The sequence below is a fragment of the Micromonospora sp. CV4 genome, from assembly GCF_003667455.1.
GTDB lineage: Bacteria > Actinomycetota > Actinomycetes > Mycobacteriales > Micromonosporaceae > Micromonospora.
In genome coordinates this window covers 51000-75212 of record NZ_RCVI01000410.1, presented here as the reverse complement: position 1 = coordinate 75212, position 24213 = coordinate 51000, and the positions used below count along the sequence as shown (strand labels likewise).

General features: G+C 71.1%; 26 protein-coding genes. 9 read left to right on the top strand and 17 right to left on the bottom strand.

What is annotated here, in order from left to right; translation table 11 throughout:
* Window positions 1-24: 24 nt before the first annotated feature.
* Entirely contained in the window at window positions 25-1209 is a 1185-nt protein-coding gene (locus tag EAD98_RS28825; RefSeq protein WP_121657106.1) for a low temperature requirement protein A, read from the top strand.
* Between the two features lie 39 nt (window positions 1210-1248).
* Here EAD98_RS28825 and EAD98_RS28820 read toward each other — a convergent pair whose 3' ends face one another.
* The 7 genes from EAD98_RS28820 to EAD98_RS28790 form a co-directional block, all read right to left on the bottom strand.
* Entirely contained in the window at window positions 1249-2436 is a 1188-nt protein-coding gene (locus tag EAD98_RS28820; RefSeq protein ID WP_121657105.1) for a low temperature requirement protein A, read from the bottom strand.
* 107 nt (window positions 2437-2543) lie between these two features.
* Complete coding sequence (gene pdxY / locus EAD98_RS28815; protein WP_121657104.1) at window positions 2544-3395, bottom strand: pyridoxal kinase PdxY; 852 nt, start codon at window positions 3393-3395, stop codon at window positions 2544-2546.
* 79 nt (window positions 3396-3474) lie between these two features.
* Window positions 3475-4083, bottom strand: a complete 609-nt coding sequence (locus EAD98_RS28810; RefSeq protein ID WP_121657103.1) for a hypothetical protein — start codon at window positions 4081-4083, stop codon at window positions 3475-3477.
* Between the two features lie 107 nt (window positions 4084-4190).
* Window positions 4191-5117, bottom strand: a complete 927-nt coding sequence (locus EAD98_RS28805; RefSeq protein ID WP_147457520.1) for a hypothetical protein — start codon at window positions 5115-5117, stop codon at window positions 4191-4193.
* Window positions 5118-5236: 119 nt separating this feature from the next.
* Window positions 5237-6208 carry a pyridoxal-phosphate dependent enzyme gene (locus tag EAD98_RS28800; protein WP_121657101.1) on the bottom strand — a complete coding sequence of 324 codons (972 nt, stop codon included), beginning with the start codon at window positions 6206-6208 and terminating at the stop codon, window positions 5237-5239.
* A gap of 54 nt (window positions 6209-6262) precedes the next feature.
* Window positions 6263-7138: an alpha/beta fold hydrolase gene (locus EAD98_RS28795; RefSeq protein ID WP_121657100.1), complete on the bottom strand. Its 876-nt coding sequence runs from the start codon at window positions 7136-7138 to the stop codon at window positions 6263-6265.
* A 172-nt stretch (window positions 7139-7310) separates the two neighbouring features.
* Window positions 7311-8837 (bottom strand): glycerol-3-phosphate dehydrogenase/oxidase, encoded by a 1527-nt coding sequence (locus EAD98_RS28790; protein ID WP_121657099.1) that lies wholly within the window; start codon window positions 8835-8837, stop codon window positions 7311-7313.
* A gap of 45 nt (window positions 8838-8882) precedes the next feature.
* Here EAD98_RS28790 and EAD98_RS28785 point away from each other — a divergent pair, with 45 nt between their 5' ends.
* On the top strand, window positions 8883-10448 hold the full coding sequence (locus EAD98_RS28785; RefSeq protein WP_121657098.1) for an FAD-binding oxidoreductase: 1566 nt from the start codon (window positions 8883-8885) through the stop codon (window positions 10446-10448).
* Between the two features lies 1 nt (window position 10449).
* Entirely contained in the window at window positions 10450-11313 is an 864-nt protein-coding gene (locus tag EAD98_RS28780) for a diacylglycerol kinase family protein (protein WP_121657097.1), read from the top strand.
* Here the strand turns inward: EAD98_RS28780 and EAD98_RS28775 are convergent.
* The 5 genes from EAD98_RS28775 to EAD98_RS31095 all read right to left on the bottom strand — a co-directional run bounded on the left by EAD98_RS28775 (window position 11310) and on the right by EAD98_RS31095 (window position 14527).
* Complete coding sequence (locus EAD98_RS28775) at window positions 11310-11903, bottom strand: TetR/AcrR family transcriptional regulator (RefSeq protein ID WP_121657096.1); 594 nt, start codon at window positions 11901-11903, stop codon at window positions 11310-11312. The genes EAD98_RS28780 and EAD98_RS28775 overlap by 4 nt on opposite strands.
* A gap of 85 nt (window positions 11904-11988) precedes the next feature.
* Window positions 11989-12801 carry an RNA polymerase sigma factor SigF gene (locus EAD98_RS28770; RefSeq protein ID WP_121657095.1) on the bottom strand — a complete coding sequence of 271 codons (813 nt, stop codon included), beginning with the start codon at window positions 12799-12801 and terminating at the stop codon, window positions 11989-11991.
* 173 nt (window positions 12802-12974) lie between these two features.
* On the bottom strand, window positions 12975-13244 hold the full coding sequence (locus tag EAD98_RS28765) for a hypothetical protein (RefSeq protein WP_147457519.1): 270 nt from the start codon (window positions 13242-13244) through the stop codon (window positions 12975-12977).
* A gap of 54 nt (window positions 13245-13298) precedes the next feature.
* Window positions 13299-14342 carry an acyl-CoA desaturase gene (locus EAD98_RS28760; protein ID WP_199723601.1) on the bottom strand — a complete coding sequence of 348 codons (1044 nt, stop codon included), beginning with the start codon at window positions 14340-14342 and terminating at the stop codon, window positions 13299-13301.
* A 35-nt stretch (window positions 14343-14377) separates the two neighbouring features.
* Window positions 14378-14527: a hypothetical protein gene (locus tag EAD98_RS31095; protein ID WP_158609853.1), complete on the bottom strand. Its 150-nt coding sequence runs from the start codon at window positions 14525-14527 to the stop codon at window positions 14378-14380.
* A 185-nt stretch (window positions 14528-14712) separates the two neighbouring features.
* Here EAD98_RS31095 and EAD98_RS28755 point away from each other — a divergent pair, with 185 nt between their 5' ends.
* From EAD98_RS28755 to EAD98_RS28745, 3 genes are all read left to right on the top strand, one after another.
* Window positions 14713-15537: a Stf0 family sulfotransferase gene (locus EAD98_RS28755; protein ID WP_121657092.1), complete on the top strand. Its 825-nt coding sequence runs from the start codon at window positions 14713-14715 to the stop codon at window positions 15535-15537.
* A 100-nt stretch (window positions 15538-15637) separates the two neighbouring features.
* On the top strand, window positions 15638-16054 hold the full coding sequence (locus EAD98_RS28750; protein ID WP_121657091.1) for a helix-turn-helix transcriptional regulator: 417 nt from the start codon (window positions 15638-15640) through the stop codon (window positions 16052-16054).
* A gap of 195 nt (window positions 16055-16249) precedes the next feature.
* The gene (locus EAD98_RS28745) at window positions 16250-16552 is read left to right on the top strand and encodes a GNAT family N-acetyltransferase (protein ID WP_121657090.1); all 303 of its coding nucleotides are present in this window, start codon (window positions 16250-16252) and stop codon (window positions 16550-16552) included.
* 40 nt (window positions 16553-16592) lie between these two features.
* Here EAD98_RS28745 and EAD98_RS28740 read toward each other — a convergent pair whose 3' ends face one another.
* A complete protein-coding gene (locus tag EAD98_RS28740) occupies window positions 16593-17060 on the bottom strand; it encodes a MarR family transcriptional regulator (RefSeq protein WP_121657089.1) in 468 nt (155 codons plus the stop codon).
* Window positions 17061-17141: 81 nt separating this feature from the next.
* On the opposite strand from EAD98_RS28740, the gene EAD98_RS28735 reads away from it, so the two are divergent.
* Together EAD98_RS28735 and EAD98_RS28730 are read left to right on the top strand one after the other, a co-directional pair.
* Window positions 17142-17678 carry a hypothetical protein gene (locus EAD98_RS28735; protein ID WP_121657088.1) on the top strand — a complete coding sequence of 179 codons (537 nt, stop codon included), beginning with the start codon at window positions 17142-17144 and terminating at the stop codon, window positions 17676-17678.
* Between the two features lie 171 nt (window positions 17679-17849).
* Window positions 17850-19679, top strand: coding sequence for a long-chain fatty acid--CoA ligase (locus tag EAD98_RS28730; RefSeq protein WP_121657087.1), 1830 nt, complete (start codon window positions 17850-17852; stop codon window positions 19677-19679).
* Between the two features lie 92 nt (window positions 19680-19771).
* Here the strand turns inward: EAD98_RS28730 and EAD98_RS28725 are convergent, their stop codons facing one another.
* The 4 genes from EAD98_RS28725 to EAD98_RS28710 all read right to left on the bottom strand — a co-directional run bounded on the left by EAD98_RS28725 (window position 19772) and on the right by EAD98_RS28710 (window position 22870).
* The gene (locus tag EAD98_RS28725; protein WP_121657086.1) at window positions 19772-20947 is read right to left on the bottom strand and encodes a zinc-dependent alcohol dehydrogenase; all 1176 of its coding nucleotides are present in this window, start codon (window positions 20945-20947) and stop codon (window positions 19772-19774) included.
* Between the two features lie 8 nt (window positions 20948-20955).
* Complete coding sequence (locus EAD98_RS28720) at window positions 20956-21906, bottom strand: SRPBCC family protein (protein WP_233584016.1); 951 nt, start codon at window positions 21904-21906, stop codon at window positions 20956-20958.
* 214 nt (window positions 21907-22120) lie between these two features.
* The gene (locus EAD98_RS28715) at window positions 22121-22558 is read right to left on the bottom strand and encodes a nitroreductase/quinone reductase family protein (RefSeq protein WP_199723600.1); all 438 of its coding nucleotides are present in this window, start codon (window positions 22556-22558) and stop codon (window positions 22121-22123) included.
* 189 nt (window positions 22559-22747) lie between these two features.
* Window positions 22748-22870: a ribosomal protein bL36 gene (locus EAD98_RS28710; RefSeq protein ID WP_074311439.1), complete on the bottom strand. Its 123-nt coding sequence runs from the start codon at window positions 22868-22870 to the stop codon at window positions 22748-22750.
* A 190-nt stretch (window positions 22871-23060) separates the two neighbouring features.
* Between EAD98_RS28710 and hflX the strand changes: the two genes are divergently transcribed.
* Window positions 23061-24212 (top strand): GTPase HflX, encoded by a 1152-nt coding sequence (gene hflX / locus EAD98_RS28705; protein ID WP_121657085.1) that lies wholly within the window; start codon window positions 23061-23063, stop codon window positions 24210-24212.
* Window position 24213: the final 1 nt, after the last annotated feature.

The following is a 24213-nucleotide window of genomic DNA, read 5'->3' as shown; positions in this document are numbered from 1 at the left end:
GGCGTCCCCTAGGAGGCAGCCGCCGTGACGTCGAGTCCGCTACCCCGGATTCTTCGCCGACGCGGCGAGCCCGAGTTTCCGACGTTCCTGGAACTCTTCTTCGACCTGGTCTACATCTTCATGTTCTCCCGGCTCTCCGCGGGGCTGGTGCACGACCTGAGCGTTCGGAACGCGGTGCAGACCGCGGTCCTGCTGCTCGCCGCATGGTGGGTCTGGGTGCTGACCGCGTGGCTCACCGACCTGTTCAACCCGCGCCTGCCGCTGATCCAGGCCACCGTTCTCGTGGTCATGTTCGGCACCCTGTTGATGGCCATCGCGATCCCGAGGGCGTTCGGCGCACACGGGTGGCTCTTCGTCGTGGCGTACTTCGCCATCCACCTGGTCCGGGACTCGGTTCTCATTCCCAGCACCCGGGTGAACCGGCCGATCCAGGCGAGGAGCATCCGCGTCTTCTTCTGGCTCTGCGTCACCGCCGGACCATGGGTGGCCGGGGCCCTCGTGGACGGCACGGCAAGGCTGGTGCTCTGGTCCATCGCGGTGGCGGTCGACCTCGGGTCGGCCCGGATCGGCTGGCCGACACCGAGGCTCGGTCGGACCGAACTCGCCAGTCAGATCTTCACCGGCGCCCACCTGTCCGAACGGCACCGGCAGATCTTCATCATCTCCCTCGGTGAGCTCATCCTGACGGCGGGCGTGGGGTTGGCCGCGAGCGACTTCGAGGCCGGCCGGGTGGTGGCGTGCACGGTCGCGCTCGCCAACGCGCTCGTGCTGTTCCACATGTACTTCCACCGGATGCGACAGCTACTGGCGCCGACCACCGTCTCGACGGTGGAGCGGGTCCGCTCCGGCACCTCCACCTCGTACACCCACCTGGTCATGGTGGCGGGGGTGGTGGTCATCTCGGCCAGCGACACGCTCGTCATCGGCCGTCCGTTCGGGGAGACACCGTCGGGCTGGATCGTCGCCATCCTGGGTGGGCCCGCCCTGTTCCTGCTCGGCGGCTGTCTGTTCGACTTCGTGGTCACCGGTCGGATCCTCTGGCCACGGGTGGTGGGGATCGTCGTGCTGGGCGCCCTCGGGCCCGCGATGCCGCTGCTGCCACCAGTCGGGGTCCTGGTCGTGGCGAACCTGGTCCTGCTGCTCACGCTGATCGGCGAGGTGACGGCCCCGCGCTCGCGGCTGACCAGTGCCGCCGTGCCCGCCCGCTGAGCCGGCGGGCCGGCGACCGGCGGCACCCGCATGATCGGGTCAGCGCAGTGCCGGAGGCGCCGCCGTCCGGGGGTGCGAACGGGTGCTCAGCAGGTTCGCCACCGCGACCGCCGCCAGAACGATCATGGCGAGAAGGGCGACCACGAGCGGCGGCAGCAGGTACGTGACCGGTGCCACCCCGCCCAGCAGGACCAGACCAACCAGCCGCGACCTGGACACCCGAGCGAACACGGTGTAGTCGAGCACCCCACGGCCGAGCAGGAAGAGAGCCGGACCGCCGAGGATGACCGCGATCCAGGACGGCGGGGTCTCGCCGAACGGCCGATCGATGACGAGCTTGCTGGTGACGGCGGCGCCCCCGATACCAGCCACCATGATCAGATGGGTGACCGCGGCGGACTGGCCGAGCAGGGAGGGTCTCGCCGACTTGGCGATCGCCTCGGTCAGCAGTTCTCCGGCGCGGTAGATGTAGATCCGCCACATCAGCACCACGATCAGGAAGACGACCACGAGCGCCCAGACCCGCGGGGCCCCGAAGTCGCTCCGACTGAAGGTCTCCGCGGTCACGAACAGCGACGCGCCGAGCGCGACGATGACGAACTGCCGGTACCGCTCGGAGAGTCGCTCAGCGGTCAGCCGCCACTCCTCCGAATGCGAACGCCCGAGTCGTGGCACGGGCCAGCCGAGTGCGGCCGAGGCGTACTCGATCCCGATCGCCACCGCCCAGAGGATCAGGCGGTCCGTCTCATCGAGAACTGCTCCACCGATCCACGCGATCGTGGCGATGGCCTCCCACAGCAGGACGCGAACGCTCCTCGAACGGTGGAACGGCTCCCGGACGAACAGCAGGGTGTAGACGTTGGAGCCGAGGCGGATCGTCACGTACGTGATCGCGAACAGCAGGCCACGGTTGCCGTACGCGTCCGGAACCGTGGCCGCCAGCAGCAGGCTCGCCGCCACCGTCCCGATGAACAGCACCTGCACCGCCGACCTCGCCTGGTCGAGCGTGTCGCGCACCCATACGGTGAGCGCCCAGATGAGCGTGAACGCGAGCAGCAGCACCAGGGTCTGGGCGATGCCTGTCCAGGTGAGCTCGGTGGCCAGTTCCTCCGCCAGCGAGATCAGGGCGAACACGTAGACCAGATCGAAGAACAACTCCAGGTACGCGGGATGCGCCGGATCCCCCCGGCCACGCGCCGGCAACCCCGTGTCGCCCTCCGCAGTCATCGATCACCCCGCGCCCGCTCATGACCACCGCATGACGACACTACGGGTTGCCCGAGAGTGACAGCGGGTGGTTGCCCGGGTCGGCTCGCGGCACGGCGTACCGTGGGTCAGCGCAGCCGCCGGGCGGTGAACCTGGTTGGCGGCTCGGCGATCGCGTCCTGGGCCGCGATCAGCTGGATCTCCCGGGTGCCGGCCGTGAGGGTTGCCTCCAGGACGGCGAAGACGGAGGCGATGGTGCGTTCCAGCGCGATCGCCGGCGAACCTGTCGTGCACAGGTGCGCGAGGTACAGCGCCGCGGTGACGTCGCCGCCGCCGTTCGGGTTGATCGGCAGCAGCGGTGTGGTGACCGCCCAGGCGCCCTCGTCCGAGACGGCCACCACCTCCAGTGACCCTGCCGGCACGTCGCCGTGCAGCACGCTGGTGACCAGGACGTGCCGCGGCCCGGTCTCGCGTACCACGTCGACCGCCTCCAGCACCTCCGTGAGGGAGTTCGTCGTACGGCCGGCGAGGAAGTCCAGCTCGAAATGGTTCGGGGTGATGATGTCGGCGCGCGGGACGACGACATCCCGCATGTACTCCGGAATGCCCGGCCGGACGAACATCCCGCGGCCGATGTCGCCCATCACCGGGTCACAGCAGTAGACGGCCTTCGGGTTGGCGGCTTTGACCCGGTCCACCGCGTCGAGGATCACCGCGCCGACCGCCGGGTCGCCCTGGTAGCCGGACAGCACCGCGTCGGCGGTGCCGAGGACCCCGCGGTCCGCGATGCCCTCGATCACCTCGGCCACCTGGGCCGGCTCCAGCAGCGGCCCGCGCCACGCGCCGTACCCGGTGTGGTTGGAGAAGTGGACCGTCAGCACCGGCCAGACCTCGTGGCCGAGCCGCTGGAGGGGAAAGGCGGCCGCTGAGTTGCCGACGTAGCCGTAGGCGACCGAGGACTGGATGGACAGGATCTTCACCGCCCCATCATGGCGGCTCGTGCCGGTGGCACACGAGCACCCGCCATTTCTGTCGGGTGGCCCACTGTCGCCCAGGGCCCTACCCGGGCTCGGAGATCGACGCGCGGTTGATGTAGGCGACCTGGGCGGCGAAGACCAGCAGGGCCAACACGGCGCCGACGCCGATCGCGAACCCGGACGACAGCCCCGCCAGTCCGGCCAGCAGCGTGACCGAGAGCCCGGCCAGCAGCGCGTTCACCGCACCCACCATCGCCGCCGTGGTCAGCAGCAGCTGCGCCCGCCCGGGGGTGTTGCCGACCGCCGCCCAGCTCGCCCGCATCATGTCCTCGCCCTGCACCGCGTCGGCGAAGAAGTCGTGGTCGCCGGCCAGCCGATGCTGGTAGTACGCCCTGATGCGTTGGATCCGCGCGAGGTCCAGCTCGTTCTCCACCATGTTCTGCACCAGCCGCAGGAAGGTGAGCAACCCGGTGATCATCAGAGTGGGCAGCACCGCCCCGAGGTACGGCCCGACGAAGGCGGCGTTGCTGCTGACGAAACCCAGCCCGATCAGAGCGGCGGAGAGCATGGAGAGGAAGACCGTCGCCCTGCCCACCGACTCGGTGACGGTGGCGCTGCGGGAGGTCTGAAGCACGAAGTGCTCGGTGGTCAGGGCGGTGAGCAACGCCTGCTCGCGTTCTCCGTCGTCCATGCACCTCACCGTCCACGCGACCAGGGGACATCGTCACGATACGAGGTAGGCGAGCCTGCGGGTCCGGAAACCGACGGTGCACGATCGTGCTCGCGCCCCACCTGCCGTCAGGTCCCCTCCGGGCCGCGACCGTCGTGCTGACCGCGAGGGTCGCCCCCGTCGCCGGGATCCACGCCTCGCGCCCCGTCGTGGCCGCCATCGCGGCGGCTGGACCGGTGGCCCCAGGTCGGCGCCGCGAACACGAGCAGTGCGATCGCAAAGACCGGCATGAGCCCCAGCAGCGGTGCCGTCGCCAGGCCGGGCGAGGAGGTGTGGCCGAGCGCCACGGCAACCTCCACGTGCGAGCGGATGCCCGGCTCGAGGAACGCGGACTGCTGGCTGAACGAGTGCATCTCCTCCAGGACAGCTGGGCGGAGCGGCGCCACAGCCGCCAGGTCAGCGTCGATGACCGCCGCGATCAGCACCAAGGCCCCCAGCATGGCCGGAACGCCGAACCGCCGCTGTCGGCCGGCGGCCACCACGAGCACCGTCAGCCCGGCGGAAACCGCCGCGATGGTCGGCAACTGGGCGGCGAGCGCGACCAGCAGCCGGGGCAGATCACCCCCGCCGACGGAGGTGAGCAGGGCGACGGCCAGCCCCGCGACGGCGGCCCACGCGACCCGACGGAGCCACCGGGTGTCCGTCCGTGCCCGGTCGGTCAACGTCACCACCGAACCGCCGCAGATCAGCGACAGGCCCAGCAACGCCGGCCAATGCTGCGTGACCTGCGCCGACAACGCCGTACCCAGCCACGCGAGATCCTCGCCGACGGACGGACGGGGAGCGCTCAGCGGCGCGTAGAACGGCGACAGGTACCTCGGTCCGTCCGAGCCCTTCGCCGACGACACGACGTCGACGGCGAGCACGACGACACCAGCAGCCACGGCGAGGCGGCCCCGCCCGGCACCGAGCAGCACGATCGCCGCGAGGCTGGTCAGCGCCACCCCGATCGCCTGTCCCGCGAGGACCGGCGCGTCCGACAGCGCGCCAGCCACGTGCACCACCGACGCGCCGGCGACAACCGGCCAGCACACGGATCCGGGAGACAGCCGCACGGCGCACATCCAACCACGGGCCCGGTCAGCTCGCCGCCTCCGACGCCCGCCGGTGTTCCCTACCGTCCAGGCGGGAGGCTCTCGGCGTACGCAGGGATGTCGGGGTGCCCGAACACCCCGGGCAGCCCGCCCGTGTGGATGAAGACTGTCGTGTGGCCCGGTGCGATCTCGCCGCGCCGGATCGCCGCGATGAGTCCGGCCATCGCCCGCCCGGTGTACGTGGGGTCGAGGATGATCCCCTCCAGCCGGGCGACGAGCGTCAGCGCCTCCTGGGCCGTCGCCGTGAGACTCGCGTAGCCGTTCCCGACCTGGTCCCGGTCGACGCGCAGGTCTTCGGCGCGTACCTCCGGCGAGAGTGGGGTGACGAACCCCGCGACGCGCTGCCGCGGGTCGTCCACCGCCCCGACGTCGACGCCCAGCGTGCGGTCCGGGCCCAGGCTCGCGACGAGCCCGGCCATCGTGGCGCCCGAGCCGAGGGCGACCACGGCGGTACGCAGGTGGGGCACCTGGGCCAGCAACTCCTCGCCGCACCGGGCGTAGCCGCGGGCCGCCAACGCGGTGGACCCGCCGAACGGGATGAGGGCTGGGCGGGCGCCTTCGGAACGCAGCCGATCGCACACCCGCGTGGCGGCGTCCGCGAGCGCCTGCCGGCCCTGCACCCCGGTGAAGACGATCTCGGCGCCGAGGAACGCGTCCAGAACGAGGTTGCCGGTTCGAGCCGTCGCCGGCGCACCCGGGAACACCAGCACGGCACGCAGACCGAGGCGCGCGGCGGTCGCGGCGGTGAGCCGCGCGTGATTGCTCTGCGGCGCTCCCGTGGTGACCAGCGTGTCGGCGTCACCGGCGAGCGCTTCGGCGACCGTCCATTCCAACTTGCGGATCTTGTTGCCGCCGCCGCCGAGGCCGGTGAGATCGTCCCTCTTGATGAGCAGGTCGTCGCGACCGAGGCCGAGAGCCGTGGCCAGGCGGGGCATCGGCTCGACCGGCGTGGGCCACGTGCCGAGCGTGAGCGGGACGATCGGTCCGGACATGCTGGTGACTCCTCGGTGTCGGCGTGGCACGGCAGCCCGCCACTTACCGTCGTTCTACCGCAGGAAGTCCAGCAGTTGCCGTGCGGTCTCCTCGGGAGCCTCTTCCGGGATGAAGTGCCCGACCGGGACCGGCCCGCCGCGAACGTCGTCGGACCATTGCCTCCAGATGCTGAGCGGGTCGTCATAGAGCCGCGCGACCTGACCCCGCTGGCTCCAGAGGAACAGCACCGGGCACGCGATCTTCCGGTTGCCCCGGTCCGCCTCGTCCTGCTGGTAGTCCAGCGTCGCGGCGGCGCGGAACTCCTCGCAGATCGCGTGGACGGTGGCGGGATCGCTGAACTGCCGGACGTAGGCGGCCCGCACCTCGGCCGGGAAGGCGTCCTTCACCTCAGGCCACGTGTCGAGCATGAAATCCACGAGGACGGCGGGCGCCGCGTCGATGAACCGCTCGGGCACCGGCGCCGGCGCCGCCAGGAAGGACCAGACCCAGTACGAGAGGCTGAACGCCATGTCGGCGCGGTCGTACACGTCGCCGACCGGGACGACGTCCAGGACCGCGAGCCGGCTGACGACGTCTGGTTCGTCCAGCGCGAGACGGTAGGCGCACCGTGCGCCGCGATCATGCCCGACGAGCCCGAACCGCTCATGGCCCAGGCTTCGCATGACCTCGATCTGGTCGCGGGCGATCGCTCGCATGCTGTACGGCTCATGGTCGGCGCTGCTCGGCGGTTTGCCGCTGTCGCCCCAGCCGCGCAGGTCGGTGACGACCACGGTGTGGTGCTCGGCGAGCTGCGGCGCCACGCGGTGCCACATCAGGTGCGTCTCGGGGATGCCGTGCAGGAGCAGGACCGGGGGCCCGCTTCCGCCACGGCGGCCGTGGATCGTCGCCCCGGACGTGGGGATGTCGAACTCCTCGAATCCCTCGAACATCGCCCGGACCCTTCGCGGCTCGTGAGGACCGTCGTCGCCGGTCCTGCCAGGCGGCACCCCTGCTGGTCCGGGCGGCGTCGATCCCTGTGAACCGGGTCCGCGCAGCCTTCCTGGCCAGGTACGACGCTAGCAGGGCGGGGGGAAATGGTCCGACTTCGGACGGAATTTCCGGTCACCGCTCGGCGGCCAGGGCGAGGGCGGCTCGCGCCGTCGGCAGTGCGGCCTCGCGGTGCGCCGGCACGAGACCGATGCGCGTGCGCCGGTCGAGCAGGTCGTCGACGGTGAGGGCGAGTTCGTGCCGGGCGGCCCAGAGGAGTTCCGCGCCGGTGACCGGGATGTCGGGGCCGATCGGCTTCCGGAGTTCGGCGGGCGCGTCGGCCAGGACGTCGACGGCTTCGGTGCCGTAGCGGTGGACGAGCCGGCGTGGCGCGGGGACCCGGGCCAGTTGTGCTCTGCTCGCCGCGCCGGGCAGTGGGAGGCGGCGGGTGCGGCAGGGGCCGGCGGCGAGGTGGCGTCGACGGATGGCGGTGTCGACGGCGTCCTGAGCCATCCGGCGGTAGGTGGTGAGCTTGCCGCCGATCACGCTGATGATCCCGTCGGGGTCGTCGATGACGGCGTGTCGGCGGGAGAGGTCGGCGGTCCGGGTGTCGGAGTCGGCGAGCAGTGGCCGCAGCCCGGCGTAGGCACCGAGGACGTCGGTGGGTCGCAGCGGCTGATCGAGGACGCTGTTGAGGACGTCGAGCAGGAACGCGATGTCGGCGTCGGTGGGCTGTGGCACGTCGGGGACCGGTCCGTCGACCGGCTCGTCGGTCAGTCCGGCGTACACCAGGCCGTCGGTCTGGGGCAGGGCGAAGACGTAGCGGGTGAACTCGCCGGGGACCGGGATGGTCAGGCCGGCCCAGAGCCCGCCCAGACGGGCGGCGGACAGGACGATGTGGGTTCCCCGGGACGGGCGTAGGCGGACGTGGGGGGTCAGGCTGCTGGCCCACACGCCGGTGGCGTTGACGACGGCGCGAGCGGCGACGTGCATCTGCGCCCCGGTGCGGGTGTCCTCGATGGTGGCGCCTTCCCGGTGCAGGCTGATCGCCCGGCAGCGGGTCAGGACGCGGGCGGAGTGCGCCGCGGCGGCGCGCGCGAGGCCGACGACGAGCCGGGCGTCGTCGCACAGCTGGCCGTCCCAGGACAGGTGTGCTCCGCGGAGGCCGGCCGGCCGCAGGGCGGGCGCCATCGCGCCCGCTTCGGCCGAGCCGAGCCTGCGCGTACCGGGCAGGGTCCGTCGGGAGGTTCCCGCCCAGGTCCGCAGCAGGTCTCCGGCGTGCAGGCCGGCCGCCGCCGCGCCCGCCTGCCAACGACTGGTGTACGCGGTCGCCGGCAGCAGCATCGGCAACGGGCGCGTCAGGTGCGGCGCGGTGCGGGTCAGCAGCAGGTGGCGTTCGACGGCGCTCTCGTAGGCGATGCCGACCTGCCCGTGGGCGAGATAGCGCAGGCCGCCGTGGATCAGTTTGGAGCTCCAGCGGGAGGTGCCGTGGGCCAGGTCGTCGGCGTCGACGGCGACCACGGACAGTCCACGGCTCGCCGCGTCGAGCGCCACCCCGGCGCCGGTGACACCCAGCCCGACGACCAGGACGTCGACGGGCGCCCCGGTGGCCAGCTCGGTGAGGTCACGTTCCCGGCGGAGGACGGTCAGCGAGGTTTTCACACGCCTCCTTGCGATGTAGTGACGTTCAATGTCACTCTGTCACACATGAATATGGAAGGGGAAGCGTCGACCGTCGGGTGGGCCCGCTGGGGCACCACGGCGGACGCGAAGGCGCTGCCGGGCTCCGCCTCGACGCTGCTGGCGCAGGTCCTCGAGCTGACACCCCCGCCGCCGGCCGTACCGCTGGCCGAGGCGACGGTGCCGGACCTCGAGTTGGACGACACGGTCCTGCACGCGCTGCGACGGGTGCTGGGCGCCGAGCACGTGGTCACCGCCCCGGCCGCCCGGGCACGACACGCGTCGGGCATGTCGACGCCGGACCTGCTCCGTCACCGCAGCGGCGAGGTGCGGGTGGCCCCACAGGCCGTGCTGCGCCCGGCCGACCACGCCGAGGTGCTGTCCGTCCTCGACCTCTGCTCCCGGCACCGGGTGGCCGTGGTCCCGTTCGGTGGTGGCACCTCCGTCGTGGGTGGGCTCACGCCGTCCGCGGCGCGACACGTCGCCGTCGATCTGAGCCGGCTGAACGCCGTCGTCGCCGTCGACCCGGTGTCGCGGACCGCCACGCTCCAGGCCGGGCTGCGCGCCCCACGGGCTGCCGAGCTGCTCGCCGAGCACGGGTTCACCCTCGGGCACGTCCCGCAGTCCTACGAGTACGGCACCATCGGTGGATTCGCCGCCACCCGGTCGTCCGGCCAGGCGTCGGCCGGCTACGGCCGCTTCGACGACATGGTCGTGGCGCTGACGGTCGCCACGCCCCGAGGCACCGTACGGGCCGGCCGCGCCCCCGCCTCGGCCGCCGGCCCCGATCTGCGGCAGCTCTTCCTCGGCAGCGAGGGAGCACTCGGCGTCATCACCGACGTGACCGTCCGGATCCGCCCTCTGCCGACGCAGTCACACCACGAGGGCTGGCGGTTCGAGTCGTTCGCCGACGGTCTGCACGCCGTACGGCGGCTGGCGCAGGACGGGCCACGGCCGACGGTGCTGCGGCTGTCCGACGAGGTCGAGACAATGATCGGGGCGACGGGGTCCGGCCACGCCGAAGGCGGCTGCCAGCTCATCGTCGGGTACGACGGCGCGGACGTGGTTCCCACCGTCGAAGCGGCCGCTGACGTGCTGGCGGCGCACGGCGGGGTGCCGCTGGGCGAAGCGCCGGGTCACCAGTGGGCACGGCAGCGCTTCGACGCACCGTACCTGCGGGACGCCCTGCTGGACGCGGGCGCGTTCGCGGAGACCCTGGAGACCGCGACGTACTGGTCGGCGCTGCCGGAGGTGCACGACCGGGTCCGGCAGGCGATCCTCGATGCCTTGCCGGACGGGGCGCTGGTGTTGGCGCACGTCTCCCATGTCTACGAGACCGGCGCGTCGCTGTACTTCACGGTGATCTGCTCCCCCGGCTCGGACCCGGTCGAGCGCTGGCGGAACGCGAAAGCGGCGGCCAGCGATGCGATCGCTGCCACCGGTGCCACCATCAGCCACCATCACGGTGTCGGCGCGGATCATCGGGCCTGGTACGCCGCCGAGATCGGCGACGTCGCCGTGGACCTGCTGCGGGCGGTCAAACAGCAGCTGGACCCGGCCGGCATCCTCAATCCCGGCATCCTGGTGCCGTGAGGTGCGGTCCTTCGCAGTGATCCTCGGGCCCACCGCGCGCCGAGGCCTGTCCCGCCTGATGCCGGTGGCGCATCTGCTGCGCGCCGCCGGCGCTCGGATCCGCGTCGACTACACGCAGACAGCCGAAGAGGCTCGCCGGTGCGCCACGTCAGCGGTGCAGGCCGGTGAGGTCGTCGTCGCAGCGGGGGGCGACGGCACCATCCGGCTGCTCGGCGGCGTGGTCGCCGACACCGGCGGTCTGCTCGGCGTCGTCCCCGCCGGTCGTGGCAACGACTTCGCCCGCCAGCTCGGGTTGCCGCACTCCCCTGACGCGATCGCGGACCTGCTGCTGCACGGACGGGCGCGACACCTCGACGTCCTTCGCGTCGCGGGTCGGACCGTCGTCGGCAGCGTCTACGTCGGCGTCGACGCGGCGGCCAACGAGCTGGCGAACCGGTCGCGTCTGCCCGCGCCGCTGGTGTATCCCACCGCCGGCCTGCGGGCGCTGCTGCGCTGGCCGCGCACCCGGTACACGATCGCGGTGGACGGCCGGACGGAGCGGACGTACGCCTACACGGTGGTGGTCGCCAACTGCGGGTACTACGGCGGTGGCCTGCACGTCGCCCCGGCGGCGCAGCCCGACGACGGCACGATGGACGTCGTCGTGATCGGACACGCACCGAAGCTGCTGTTCCCGGTCGCGCTGCGACAGATGCGCACCGGCCGGCACCTGCGGCGCGGGCACGTCTTCTCCTACCGCGGCACGTCGGTCACCGTGTGCGCCGACCGCCCGATGACGGTGTACGGCGACGGTGATCCCGTCGGCCGGACCGACGAGCTGCACGTCGAGGTCCGCCCGCAGGCGCTGCGCGTCATCGCCGGCTAGCCCGGTCGCAGGTAGCCGTCGACGAGCAGCGCCAACTCCCGGTCGAACTCGGCGAGCGGCACGTCGTCGGCGACCGTGCGGACGGACAACACGAACGACTGCGTGGTCAGGAATATCGCGCGGGCCAGAACGTCGGGCCTGCCGGGCCGGATCGAGCCGTCCTCATGACCGTCGGCCAGCGCCGCCGCGAGGAACTGGAGCATCTCGTCCTGGCCGTTGCCCCGCCGGTCGAGCAGGTACGGGAGCAGCACCTCGGGATCGACGTCACGGATCTTGCACAGCAGCGGGTGGTCCCGTAGCTGCCCCGCCACCGCGACCACCCGCGACACCAGACGGGACCGGGCCGAGCCGCCGGTCTCGACGTCCGCCGCGGCCATCAGCACCTGATGCCACTCCCGGCTCATCAGGTCACCGATCAGGGACTGCACGTCCGGCCAGCGCCGGTAGACGGTCATCCGGGAGACGTTGGCGCGTCGCGCAATGTCCGTCATCGTCGTGCGACGCACGCCGTAGGCCAGCACGCAGTCCCGGGCAGCGTCGAGAACCGTGTCGTCGACGCTACGTTCCGCGGACTGGCTCGCCTCCACCACGCCGACTGTCTACCACAGGGGCGAGGTGGCCCCGGCCGCGGACGCGCGCGGCCGGGGTGACGCGGGCACCGGGGACGGGCGGCGGTCAGTAGGCGTCGACCAACTGCGTACGCAGCTTGGCGAGCGCGCGGGCCAGCAGACGGGACACGTGCATCTGCGAAACGCCGACCTGGTCGGCGATCTCGCTCTGCGTCTGGTTGCCGTAGAAGCGCAGGGTCAGGATCTTCTGCTCCCGCTCGTCGAGCGTGGCGAGCGCCGGGCCGAGAGCCACCCGCAGCTCGGCCAGGGCGAACTGGCTGTCCTCGCCGCCCAGCATCTCGCCCAGTTCGGTGCCGCGCTCACCGTCGCCGATCGGGGTGGACAACGACACCGCGTTGTACGCCCGCGCACCCTCCAGCCCTTCCAGCACCTGCTCCTCGGTGAGCCCGAGGTGGGCGGCGATGTCGGCGACCGTGGGCGAACGACCCAACGTCTGCAACAGGGTGCTGTTGGCGTCCGAGATCGCCAGCCGCATCTCCTGCAGCCGGCGCGGCACCCGGATGTCCCAGGTGCGGTCCCGGAAGTGCCGCTTGAGTTCCCCGACGATCGTGGGGATCGCGTAACCGGCGAAGTCGACACCACGGGAGGGGTCGAACTTGTCGACCGCCTTGATCAGCCCCAGTGCCGCGGTCTGCGTCAGGTCGCCGGTCGGCTCGCCGCGCCCGCTGTAGCGCCGGGCGAGGTGAGTGGCCAGCGGCAGCCACGCCTCGATCGCCCGGTCCCGCAGCGCGGGGCGGGACGGGTCGTCGGCGGGCAACGCCGCCATGGCGAGAAGCAGCTTGGTGGCGGGTGAGTCGGAAGAGGCGTCGTGGTGGACGTGGGTACTCGTCGTCGCGGGCCGATCAGTGGTGGTGATCATGCTGGTTCCTCCGCATCACCGCGGTCGCACTCCAGCGTCTCCGGCGCCAACCGTCTGAGCAGAGACTAGACCAACGGGCAGTCAGAACCTAACCGAAAGGATGATGTGATGCTGCCCATCCGCCGCGCTTGCCACGCGCCATGACACACGTTCGGCGGCTGCGGATTTCCGGTTCAGCCCTGCTGGGTCGCTGGCGTGCTGACGGTTTTCTGCGTGGGGTTGTCGTATCGTCCGCCCAGTGGCGGGCTCGACTTACCCGCTGCGGCACCGGCGGCGTCCGCCGAGATGTCGGCCTCCTGCCAGCGGCGCCGCAAGGTCAGCATGCCGGCTGCCCCGGTCAACGCCCCTGCCGCGAAAGCGAGCATCAGGGCCGGTCGCCTGGTCGCGCGTCTGCTGCTTGCCATAATCACTCCCGGAAATCGTTCTGTCTGGTTGGTGCTCATTGTCAGGCGCTGCCATCGAGCTGACCGGTTGAATCGGCCCTCTTGTATCGCCCCTCACCGCACCGCGACGTCGGTTCGAGGTTCGGGGCTACCAACCTTCCGCAGGTGGCGCAGCCCCTCCGCCCAGGAGCGACCCAGACTGGTTTCGTGGTAGCCGATGGCGTGCTCGGCGCAGAACCGCTGGATCAATGGCCGGGCTCGACGCAGGTTGGGGCACGGCATGTTCGGGAACAGGTGATGCTCGATCTGGTAGTTCAGGCCGCCGAACACGGTGTCGAGGAACCTCCCACCCCGGACGTTGCGGGAGGTGACGACCTGCCGCCGCAGGTAGTCGAGGTTGTCCTCGGCGCCAAGGATCGGCATCCCCTTGTGGTTCGGGGCGAAGGAACAGCCGAGGTAGAGGCCCAGCACGCCCTGGTTGACGAGGATGAACGCGACCGCCTGCGGGGGACTCAGGACCAGGAACGCGGCGGCGAGGTAGCCGCCCAGATGCAGGGCCAGCAGCCCCGCCTCGGCGGGCCGACGCGCCAGGCGGCGCGGGCCGAGGACAGCCCGCAGGCTGATGGCGTGCAGGTGCAGGCCCTCCAGCAGAAGCAGCGGAAAGAAGAGGTACGCCTGGTGACGGGCGAACAGTGCGCCGAGGCCGCGCCGTCGCCGGACCTGGTCGGGGGTGAATGACAGGGGCGCCACGGTGATGTCGGGGTCCCTGCCTTCGGTGTTCGGGTGGGCGTGGTGCCGGTTGTGCTTGTCCACCCACCAGCCGTAGCTGATCCCCGTCAGCAGGTTGCCGTGCACGAGGCCGATCAGGTCGTTCGCCCGGCGCGAGCGGCCGATCTGCCGGTGCCCGGCGTCGTGACCGATGAACCCGGCCTGCGCGATCACCACCGCGAGGGCCACCGCCACCCCAAGCTGCCACCAGGACTCACCGAGTCGTCCGAACAGCGCCCACAGCGCGGCGAAGGAACCGACGACGAGACCGATGCGCACGGCGTAGTAGCGTCGCCGCCGCTCCAGCAGACCCGCTGCGCGGACCTGCCGGGACAGGTCGGCGTAGTCGCTGCCCCGCTGGCCGTCGACGCCGAGACTGGTGTCGCTCACGATGGCAGCTCCCGCTGGTTCCCGTGCCGGATGTCTCAGCGGCGCCGGCTCGACCGGCCGGTCAGGCGGGCCATGAGCTGTTGAAGCCTCTGCTGCGTGCTGGGCTTGGCCGCCTGGCGGCGACCCCGCTGCATCAGGTCACGCGCCCGTGGGCTGTTGAGCAGGCCCTTGATCCGTTGACTCATCGATCCCGATGTCACGGCGCACTCCCCTCGGCCGGCCCCGTCGGCTGGCTCCCGTGCCTGTTCGTTGTCAGTCTCGCCTTACCGGCTGCCGGTCGGACGGGATTGGGCAGATTGGCCGGAGCGGGGCCGGGACGCGGCCGTAATTCCCTTGCCCACCATCCCCCCGACGCGGTTGGTTCGTGCCTATGCCACCGAACGCCAGGGATCGGGTCGACACCTATTTCATCTGCGGCACCCCGCGCACCGGCAGTTCGCTGCTCCTGGGGTTGCTGGAGTCCACGGGTGTCGCCGGCCACCCGCAGGCGTACTTTCGCGCTCCGGACGAGCCGCTGTGGGCCGGGCGATGGCAGATTCCCCGCGCCGCTGACGGTGGCCTCGACTACGCGGCCTACGTGCGCGCGGCACGTGACGCCGGCCGCACCGACAACGGCGTGTTCGGCGCGAAGCTGATGTGGGGCACGCTCGACGAGCTGGTCGACAAGCTCGGCAGGGCCCACCCCGACCTCGCCGGCCAGGACGTCGCGTTGCTGGAACGGGCGTTCGGCCGTACCCGGTTCGTGTATCTGCGGCGTGACGACGTGCTGGCCCAGGCGGTGTCCTGGCTGCGGGCCGAGCAGACCCAGGTCTGGTACATCGGCGGCAACGGCGAGATCAGCGGCGGCGACCGCACCGGTCAGGAGCCGACCTTCGACACGGACGGGATCGACGCCCTCATCCAGACGATCGAGGAGCACAACGCCGGATGGCAGGCGTGGTTCTCCGCGGCCGGCGTGCGTCCGCACGTCGTCCGCTACGAGGAACTGGATGAGGACATGCTCTCCACCACGTACGGGATCCTGGATTTCCTCGGCCTGGACATGCCGGCCGGTCGCACCATCACGCCCCGGCACCAGCGCCAGGCCGACGACCTCAACCGTGTGTGGATCCACCGGCACCGGGCTGAGTCGGGTGTCAGCGACCAGCACGGTCAGGACGTCCAGAAGGCTGTCCGCCGGCGTCCACTACGGTGACCAGCGGTGGTCAGACGGCGCCGGAGCGCAACGCCAGATGGCGACTGTCGGACATGGCGGTTAGCCTGAGCGTCGACCACGGGGGAAGCGACGGCCAGACATGGGTGAGACGCCGGCAACCGCGCAGGCAGCGTTCGCGCGGTTCGTCCGCCAAGCGGTCGAGGCCGCCCGCGACGAGCGCGGTTGGTCGGTCGCCGAGGTGGCGACTCGCAGCGGCGTCAGCCGCTCCACCGTCTTTCGCTGGCTGTCGGGCGAGTGGCAGCACCACCCGGAGCTCCCCAAGGTGCGCGCGTTCTGCGCGGTCCTGGACGTACCGCTCGGCGCGGCGCTGCGCGCCCTCACCCCGCCGCCGGCGGACGTACCGCAGCCCTCCCCGCCCCTGACGGATCCGAGGGCGGAGGCACACATCGCCGCCATCCGCGACCGACTCGCCGACCCCCGCACCTCCGCCGCCGACAGGCAGCACATCCGCGCCACCCTGCAGCTGCTCGCGCTCGCTGAGTCCCGCGCCAGCTGACCGCTGACGACGCGGATCGGGCCCGCTCGGCCCGCCGACACCGATCGCGGCAAGGTCAACACCAGATCACCGATGTCGGGGCATCCCACCCGTCCGGACACCGCGATGTCGCCGGCCTCGTGCCGATCACGGCGCTGCCAGCCGGCGTAATCATGCTCACGGGCCGGTCGGCTGACAGCGTGGTTGGATGGTCCGGTGCAGTTCACCGTGACAGACGCGCCGGCGCGGGAGCGATTCGAGGCGCGCGACGAGGCGGGCGTGGTCGCCGGAGTGGTCACCTACCAGCTGACCGGCGCCATCATCGTCTACACCCACACTGAGGTCGATCCGGAGTTCGAGGGCAAGGGCGTCGGCTCGACCCTGGCTCGCGCGGTCATGGACGACGCGCGTGCCAGGGGCCGGACCGTCGTGCCGCTCTGCCCGTTCCTCGCCGAGTGGCTGGTCAAGCACCCGCAGTACGAGGACATCGTGGCCCGATCGACTCGAAAGGTGAAGTAGCAGGCCGGCGGTGCTGCCGTCGACCCCGCGGGACGCACGTTCAGCGGGGTCGGTCCGGCCCGTTGCTCCCCTCGCCGGTGAGCCGTGCGGTCTGGGATCGGAGCACCCGCACCGTGTTTTCGATGTAGTCGACCACCGTGGCCATCTGTCGTTCGTCGTACCGGCTCATGAAGGCGTTCATCTCCCGGCTCAGGTCGGCGAAGATGCCGGTGAGGTCGGGGGCCCGGGATGGATCCGCGACGACCAGCACCCGCCGCCGGTCGCTCGGGTCCGGCTCCCGGCGAACGTAGCCGGCCTGTTCGAGCCGATCGACGATCCCGGTGACGGCGCTGACGCCGACCCCGAGTTCAGGTGCCAGGGCACCGGTCGGCAGCGGGCCGGCGCGCATGATCAGCCCCAGGGCCTTGTGCTCGGCGGCGTTCAGGCCGAGTCGTCGCGCGATCGCCTCGTGAAACAGCACGACCGCCGTGCTCAACTCCCAGCCGTAATCTGTCACGCTCTCACCCATTGCTTCAGCCTGATGGATAGTTCACTATCAGAGATAGTTCATTTCTCTGGAGTATAGCGACCGGAGGGCAGCGTCATGCGGATGGGGCTCGCACTCAGCTGGGCGGCTTTGCGGTGGGCGACGCACTTCTACGCCCGACACTTCTGGATCGTGTTCGGCCTGTCGATGATCCCCACCGTGCAGCGGTTCATCGCGGTCCGCTACAGCGACGACCTGCCGGCCGCCGCCCAGATCGGCGGCGAAATCCTCACCGGGCTCGCCCGGTTGCTCCTGGTCTACGTCGTGCTCCGGCTGGCGTTCCGGGAACCCGGCCTGGCCAACCTGACCCTTGGTGAGCGCTGGCTACGGCTGACCGCAGGAATCAACGAGCGGGTACGCGACTTCTGGTTCCAGTTCCTCGTCCTGGCGGCTGCCTTCGTGGTGCTCGACATCCTGCCCACCGCCGCCATCGCTCTCTGGGTGCCGGACGAGCGGCAGAATCTGGTGAGTTCCGTGCTGGTGAGCGTGAAGAACCCGACGGTGATCGCGTACACGATCCTCTGGATGCTCGGGATCGGGCGCACCCTGATGGTGGGCGACCGCCGGACCGTCACCATCCACGAACCGTCCGCGACCTGAAGCGCCGCCGTGGTGGCTCCGCAGCGGTCACCGCCTGATTCATCGCACGGGACGGCGGCGCGAGCGGCGGTTTCTTCGTTCACCGTCGTCGTGACCGCCGGTGCGGTCATCATGACCGCGTAGCCGCTTCGGTGCCAGGCGGGCTCCGGTGATGGAGGGGGTGCGGCGAACGTGCGGGAGATGTCGGTTGCGCCGGTGGTCACGGGGGCCGCCTCGCCGGGCCTGGCGGACATGGTGTGGGACAACGCGCGGCAGGATCCCGAAGGGGTGCAGTTCCTGCGCCCGTCCCCGGTCTCCCCGGCCTGGCCGGCGGGGCCGTCGGCACGCGGGGACGTGCCCGTGACGTGCGCCCAGTTCCGCGGTGACGTGCTCGCTCTCGCCCGCGGCTTCATCGACGCCGGGATCGGGCACGGGGACCGGGTCGGGTTGATGAGTCGCACCCGCTACGAGTGGACGCTCGTCGACTATGCGCTGTGGTCGATCGGGGCCGTCACCGTCCCGATCTACGACACGTCCAGCCCGGAGCAGATGGAATGGATTCTCACGGACTCCGGCGCGGTGGGGTGTGTGGTCGAAACCGACAAGCACGCCGCGATGCTCGCCGACCGACGCGCTGGTCTGCCCGCGCTGCGTCAGGTGTGGCGGATCGACGGCGGCGACCTGGTGGCGCTGGCCGGTCAGGGTCGGAGCGTCGACGACGCCCAGGTGGACGTGCGCCGCACGGCGGTCACGGGCAGCGACGTGGCGACGATCGTCTACACCAGTGGCACGACCGGCCGACCGAAGGGCTGTGTGCTGACGCACCGCAACATCTACTGCGACATCGGCAACGCCACCGCCGTACTGCCGGAGCTGTTGCATCCGGGGGCGTCGACGGTGCTGTTCCTGCCGTTGGCGCACGCGTTCGCCCGCCTGATCCAGGTCGGCATGGTGCTCACCCGCGCCACCCTGGTGCACAGTTCCAACATGTCCGGCGTACTCGGGCAACTACAGCAGCACCGCCCCACCTTCATCCTCGCCGTGCCGAGGGTGTTCGAGAAGATGCACACCCAGACACGGGAGAAGGCGGCCGACGCACACCAGGAATGGCTGTTCAGGATCGCGGACGCCGTCGCGGTGCGCTACAGCCGAGCCCTGGACACACCGCCGGGGCCGGGAGGACCGCTGCGGCTGGCGCGCAGGGTGTTCGACCTGATCGTCTATCGCAAGCTGCGGGCCACGCTGGGGGGACGCTGTCGCACCGCGATCGTCGGTGGCGCCCCGCTCGGGGAGCGACTCGGTCACTTCTTCCGCGGCGCCGGCCTGACGGCGCTGGAAGGGTACGGGCTGACCGAGACGTCACCGGCGTTGACGCTGAACCTGCCGTCCGCGATGCGGATCGGTACCGTCGGGCGTCCGATACCCGGCGTGGAGATCCGCATCGCCGACGACGCGGAGGTCATCGCACGCGGGGAGATGGTGTTCGCCGGCTACTGGAACAACCCCGACGCCACTCGGGACACCTTCACTGCGGACGGGTGGCTGCGCACCGGGGATCAGGGCAGCCTCGACGACGACGGCTTCCTGCACATCACCGGCCGCACCAAAGAGATCATCGTGACGGCGGGAGGAACGAACCTCGCCCCCGCCCCGGTCGAGGACCGCATCCGCGCCCATCCCCTCGTCAGTCAGTGCATCCTGATCGGCGACGACCAGCCATACGTCTCTGCGCTGATCACCATCGACCCGCAGGCCTGGGAGCGGTGGACAGCCAGCCACGGCCGTCCCCACGCGTCGGTGGCGGACCAACGGGACAGCCCCGACCTGCGCAAGGAGATCCAGGCCGCCATCGACGAGGCCAACGAGACGGTGTCCCGGGCCGAAAGGATCAAGACCTTCCGCATCCTCCCCCGGGATCTCACCGAAGCCGATGGCGAACTCACACCGACACTCAAGATCAAGCGTGAGGTGGTCCAGTCCCGTTTCGCCGCCGACGTCGACGCCCTCTACCGCGGCCACTGACCCCGGCACGGAAGCGGCGGGACGGGCCCGTCAACGGAGGGCGGCGAGCCCGTCGGCCAGGCCCGCCGTCCCCTCGTGCCGGTGCCCCGGCGCTACGTCTTGAGGACCACCTTCAGGCACTCGTCCTGCTTGTTCTTGAAGATGTCGAAGCCGTGCGGGGCGTCCTCCAGCCCCATCGTGTGCGTGATGATGAAGGTCGGGTCGATCTCGCCCTTGCGGATCCGTTCCAGCAGCGGCCGCATGTAGCGTTGAACGTGCGCCTGCCCGGACCGCATGGTCAGCGACCGGTTCATGAACGAGCCCATCGGGAACTTGTCGATGAAGCCGCCGTAGGCGCCGATCACGGAGATCGTGCCGCCGTTGCGGCAGCTCAACACCGCCTCCCGCAGCGCGTGTGGCCGATCGGTCTCCGTCTTCGTCGCCTGCTTGGCCTTGTCGTACGCGTGCAGCGCGGCCGACGCGTGGTGTCCCTCCATGCCGACCGCGTCGATGCAGGCGTCCGGTCCGCGGCCGGCCGTCATCTCCCGCAGGGCGTCCAGGACGTCGGTCTGCTCGTAGTTGATCGTCTCCGCGCCGGTGTTCTCCCGTGCGATTCGTAGCCGGTAGGGGAACCGGTCGATGACGATGACCCGTTCCGCTCCCAGCAGGAGGGCGCTGGCCGCAGCGAACTGGCCGATCGGCCCGGCACCCCAGATCGCGATGGTGTCGCCGCGCTTGATGTCACACATCTCGGCGGCCATGTAGCCGGTGGGCAGCACGTCGGACAGGAACAGCACCTGCTCGTCCGCCAGGTCGTCCTCGATCTTGATGGTCCCGACGTCGGCGTAGGGCACCCGGGCGTACTCGGCCTGACCGCCCGCGTAGCCGCCGAGCAGGTGCGAGTAGCCGAAGATGCCGGCGGGCGAGTGGCCCATGACCTTCTCCGCGATCGCCGCGTTGGGGTTGGAGTTCTCGCAGATCGAGTAGAGGCCTTGCTCGCAGGAAGCACAGTTGCCGCAGGCAATTGGGAAGGCCACCACTACCCGGTCACCGAGGCTCAGGCCGTCCCGTACGCCCGGACCCAGCTCCACGACCTCGCCCATGAACTCGTGACCGAGCACGTCGCCCTTCTTCATCGCCGGGATGTACCCGTGCAGAAGATGCAGGTCGGAGCCGCAGATAGCGGACGAGGTGATCCGCACGATGGCGTCGCGCGGGTTGAGGATCTGCGGGTCGGGGACGTTCTTGACGGCCAGGTTGTTCGGTGCCATCCAGCAGTTCGCTCGCATGGCTCCCCCTACCTGCCCGACCCGCGCGTCGCCAGCGGCTGCGCCGGGCGCTGCTTCAGCTGTTGGTGGACGGTGCTGCCGTCCGGGCTGCCGTCCGAGCGGGTGATCTCGCCGGTCTCGATCACCTGCTTGAACCTGCGCAGGTCGTCGCAGACCTGCTGCTGCGGGTTCTCGCCGAACAGTTTGGCGACCCGCGCGCCGAACATGCCTCCGGGTACCCGGTAGCCGAGCTCGACCCGTACCTCGGTGCCGCGCCCCCCGGCCGCCGGGACGAAGCGCACCGAGCCGGAGTTGGGCACCCGCGCGCCGTCGACAGAGCGCCACGTGATCAGCTCGCCCGGGCGGTCGTCGACGATCTCCGCGTCCCAGGTGACCTTCCGACCGGCCGGCGCCTTCGCCGTCCAGCGCGACCGCCGGTCACCCGTGGTCTGCACCGACTGGAGGTGGGACATGAAGCGCGGCAGGTTCTCGAAGTCGTGCCAGAACCGGTAGGCCTCCGCGGTGCTGCGGTTGACGGTCACCGACCCGTACACCCGGTTGGCGTCCCGCCCCCGACGCCCACGGGTGGCCCGCACCGCGGTGTAGACGTCCACGGCGGTGATCCCGGCCAACGCCCAGGTCGTGTACGTGAGGCGCTGGCGCCGTTCGCCACGCCGCCCCTTCGAGGCCTGGCCGGCAACGGCGAGGTCCAGCACGTCGCCGGCGACCCGGGTCCACGCGCCCCACCTCGCGCGCCGTGGGATCAGCAGCACGGCGGCATGGCCCAGCTCGCGGATCCCCGCCGCCGCCAGCACCTGGCGCGCGACGGGCGAGTCGTCGACTCCGGTCAGCCGGCTGACCTGCTCGCGGCGCGCGAGGGCGGTCACTCCCAGACCGAGGCTGAGCCAGCCCAGGAACCGGGCCAGCCCCTCCGATCCGCGGTCCTGCCCGGCCCGCTCGATTCCCAGGCTGTCGGTCACGGACCGGACACCAATGGTGGTTCTTCCCATGATCACCCCTCGTGAGTTTGTCGGCGCCGTACCGGACGGCCGTCGCCCGACGTCGAGCCGTTGAGGGGTCGGCCCGCACACCTCCCAGCAGATCAGGCGGATGCGGCTCCCGCCGGCCGACCGGGAAGATGAGGTTGGGAAGCCCGAGGGCGGAACCGTCCTGGGCGGCACGCCCGGCGGAGGATCAGGCTGGATCCAGATCGATGCGTACCGTCAGCGGGCTCGCGTTCATCGCCTTCGACGTGCGCAGGCAGAGCCGGCGCAGGAGACCACGCCCCGCGAGGATCCGCTGCCGCTCGCGGGGGTCGTCGCCCCGCAACACCCGCGCGGTTCCGGCCCGCCAGCGTGCGTGCGGCCCGCCGCCCACCTTGACCCGGACACGGGGGTCGGCCTCGACGTTCCGCACCCAGTCGGCACGGTCCCCGCGCTGCGAGACCAGCCAGAAGACGTCACCGTCCAGGCCGTCACACACCGGCGTGTACCGCCGCTGTCCCGTACGCCGTCCGGTCGTCTCCAACAGGGCATCGCCGGGGATCGGGAGCTTCCAGTCCCACGCGCGCCGAACGATCGGGTTGATCAGGCGCTGCTGGAGCGCGCCGGGCATCCCGGCCAGCCAGGACACGTCAGGGCCCGTCCGCTCGGACCGAGGAACAGCGGCGCGCACGACAATTGTCGAACCCCGTCATGGTCACCTCCCGTGGAGGTGCAGTGGCGACCCCGTTCCGGGACACCGCCGGCACCCCGTGCGGTGCAGGACCGTCCAGCACCGCCGGCACCCCGTGCGGTGCTGGGCGATCCTGCCTGCCGGCTCTCAGCCCTGGCGCGCCTTCTGACGCCGATCGGACTTGTTGATCACGAAAGTCCGGCCGCGGCGGCGTACCACGATCGAGTTCATCTTGTTCTTCAACCCGCGCAGTGAGTTCCTGACCTTCATCGCAGTCACCCTCTCCTGGTCGTGTCCGGGCTCCGTCCGCGTACCCGACGGGTCGTTGCTCATTCGTCGCCACGCCGTTCGGCCGGCCGGCGGTCGACAACGACCCCCTCGGCGGCGTCTCGGCTCCCGGCCCGCATGTCTGGCAGCGCCGCGGGTAGATCGAGCGCACCGAGACGAGGCGAGGTGGACGATGGCGGGATCCTGGTTGTTGGGCTCCGGTGCCGGCGCGCCGGGTGAACGCCCGACGGCGGTGCTGGTGGCGGTCCGTCAGGAGGACGAGGCGGGCGACAGCGGACCGGGCACGCAGACGTCCCTGAACGAGCTGCGCCGGTTGGCGGACACCGACGGCCTGACCGTCGCCGACGAGGTGGTGCAGAACCGCAGCCGACCCGATCCGGGCACCTATGTGGGCTCGGGAAAGGTCGATGAGTTGACCGCCCTGGCCGAGCGCACACACGCGGACGTCGTGATCGCCGACGGTGAGCTGAGCCCTGGGCAGGTACGCAACCTGGAGGAACGGGTCGGAGTTCGGGTCGTCGACCGCACCGCGCTGATCCTGGACATCTTCGCCGAGCACGCGCGTACCAGCGAGGGTCGGGTCCAGGTGGAGCTGGCGCAGATCGCGTACCAGTTGCCCCGACTACGCGGCGACGGCCGGGCCATGTCGCGCGTCGGTGGTGGGCGAATGGCCGGCGGCGCCGGCATGGGCGTGCGTGGTCCCGGTGAGATGCGGTTGGAGACCCAGCGGCGGACGCTGCGTCAGCGGGCCACCCGGCTGCGCCGCAACGCCTCCGAGTTGGCTCGGAGGCGGGAGCGGAGCCGGGGTCGGCGGGCCCGCAACCGGGTGCCCTCGGTCTCCATCACCGGCTACACCAACGCCGGGAAGTCCGCCCTGCTCAACCGGCTCACCGGGGCGAATGCCGAGGTGCAGGACGTCCTGTTCGCCACCCTCGACCCGACCGTGCGCCGGATCGGCACCGGCGAGCTCACCTACACCGTCGTCGACACCGTCGGCTTTGTCCGTCACCTGCCCCACCAGCTCGTCGACGCGTTCCGCTCGACGCTGGAGGAGGTCACCCGCAGCGACCTGACGATGCACGTGGTCGACGCCTCGGCCCCGGACGCCCTGGACCAGATCACCACCGTCCACGGGGTGCTGCACGAGATCGGGGCGGGTTCGGTTCCCGAGCTACTGGTGCTCAACAAGATCGACGTGGCGCCGCCGGAGTCGGTGCTGGCGCTGCAGCGCGTCCACCCGGACGCGGTTGCGGTCTCGGCGGTGACCGGCGCCGGCATCGAGGACCTGCGCGCCACGCTGGCCGACCGACTGTCGCAGCGGTGAT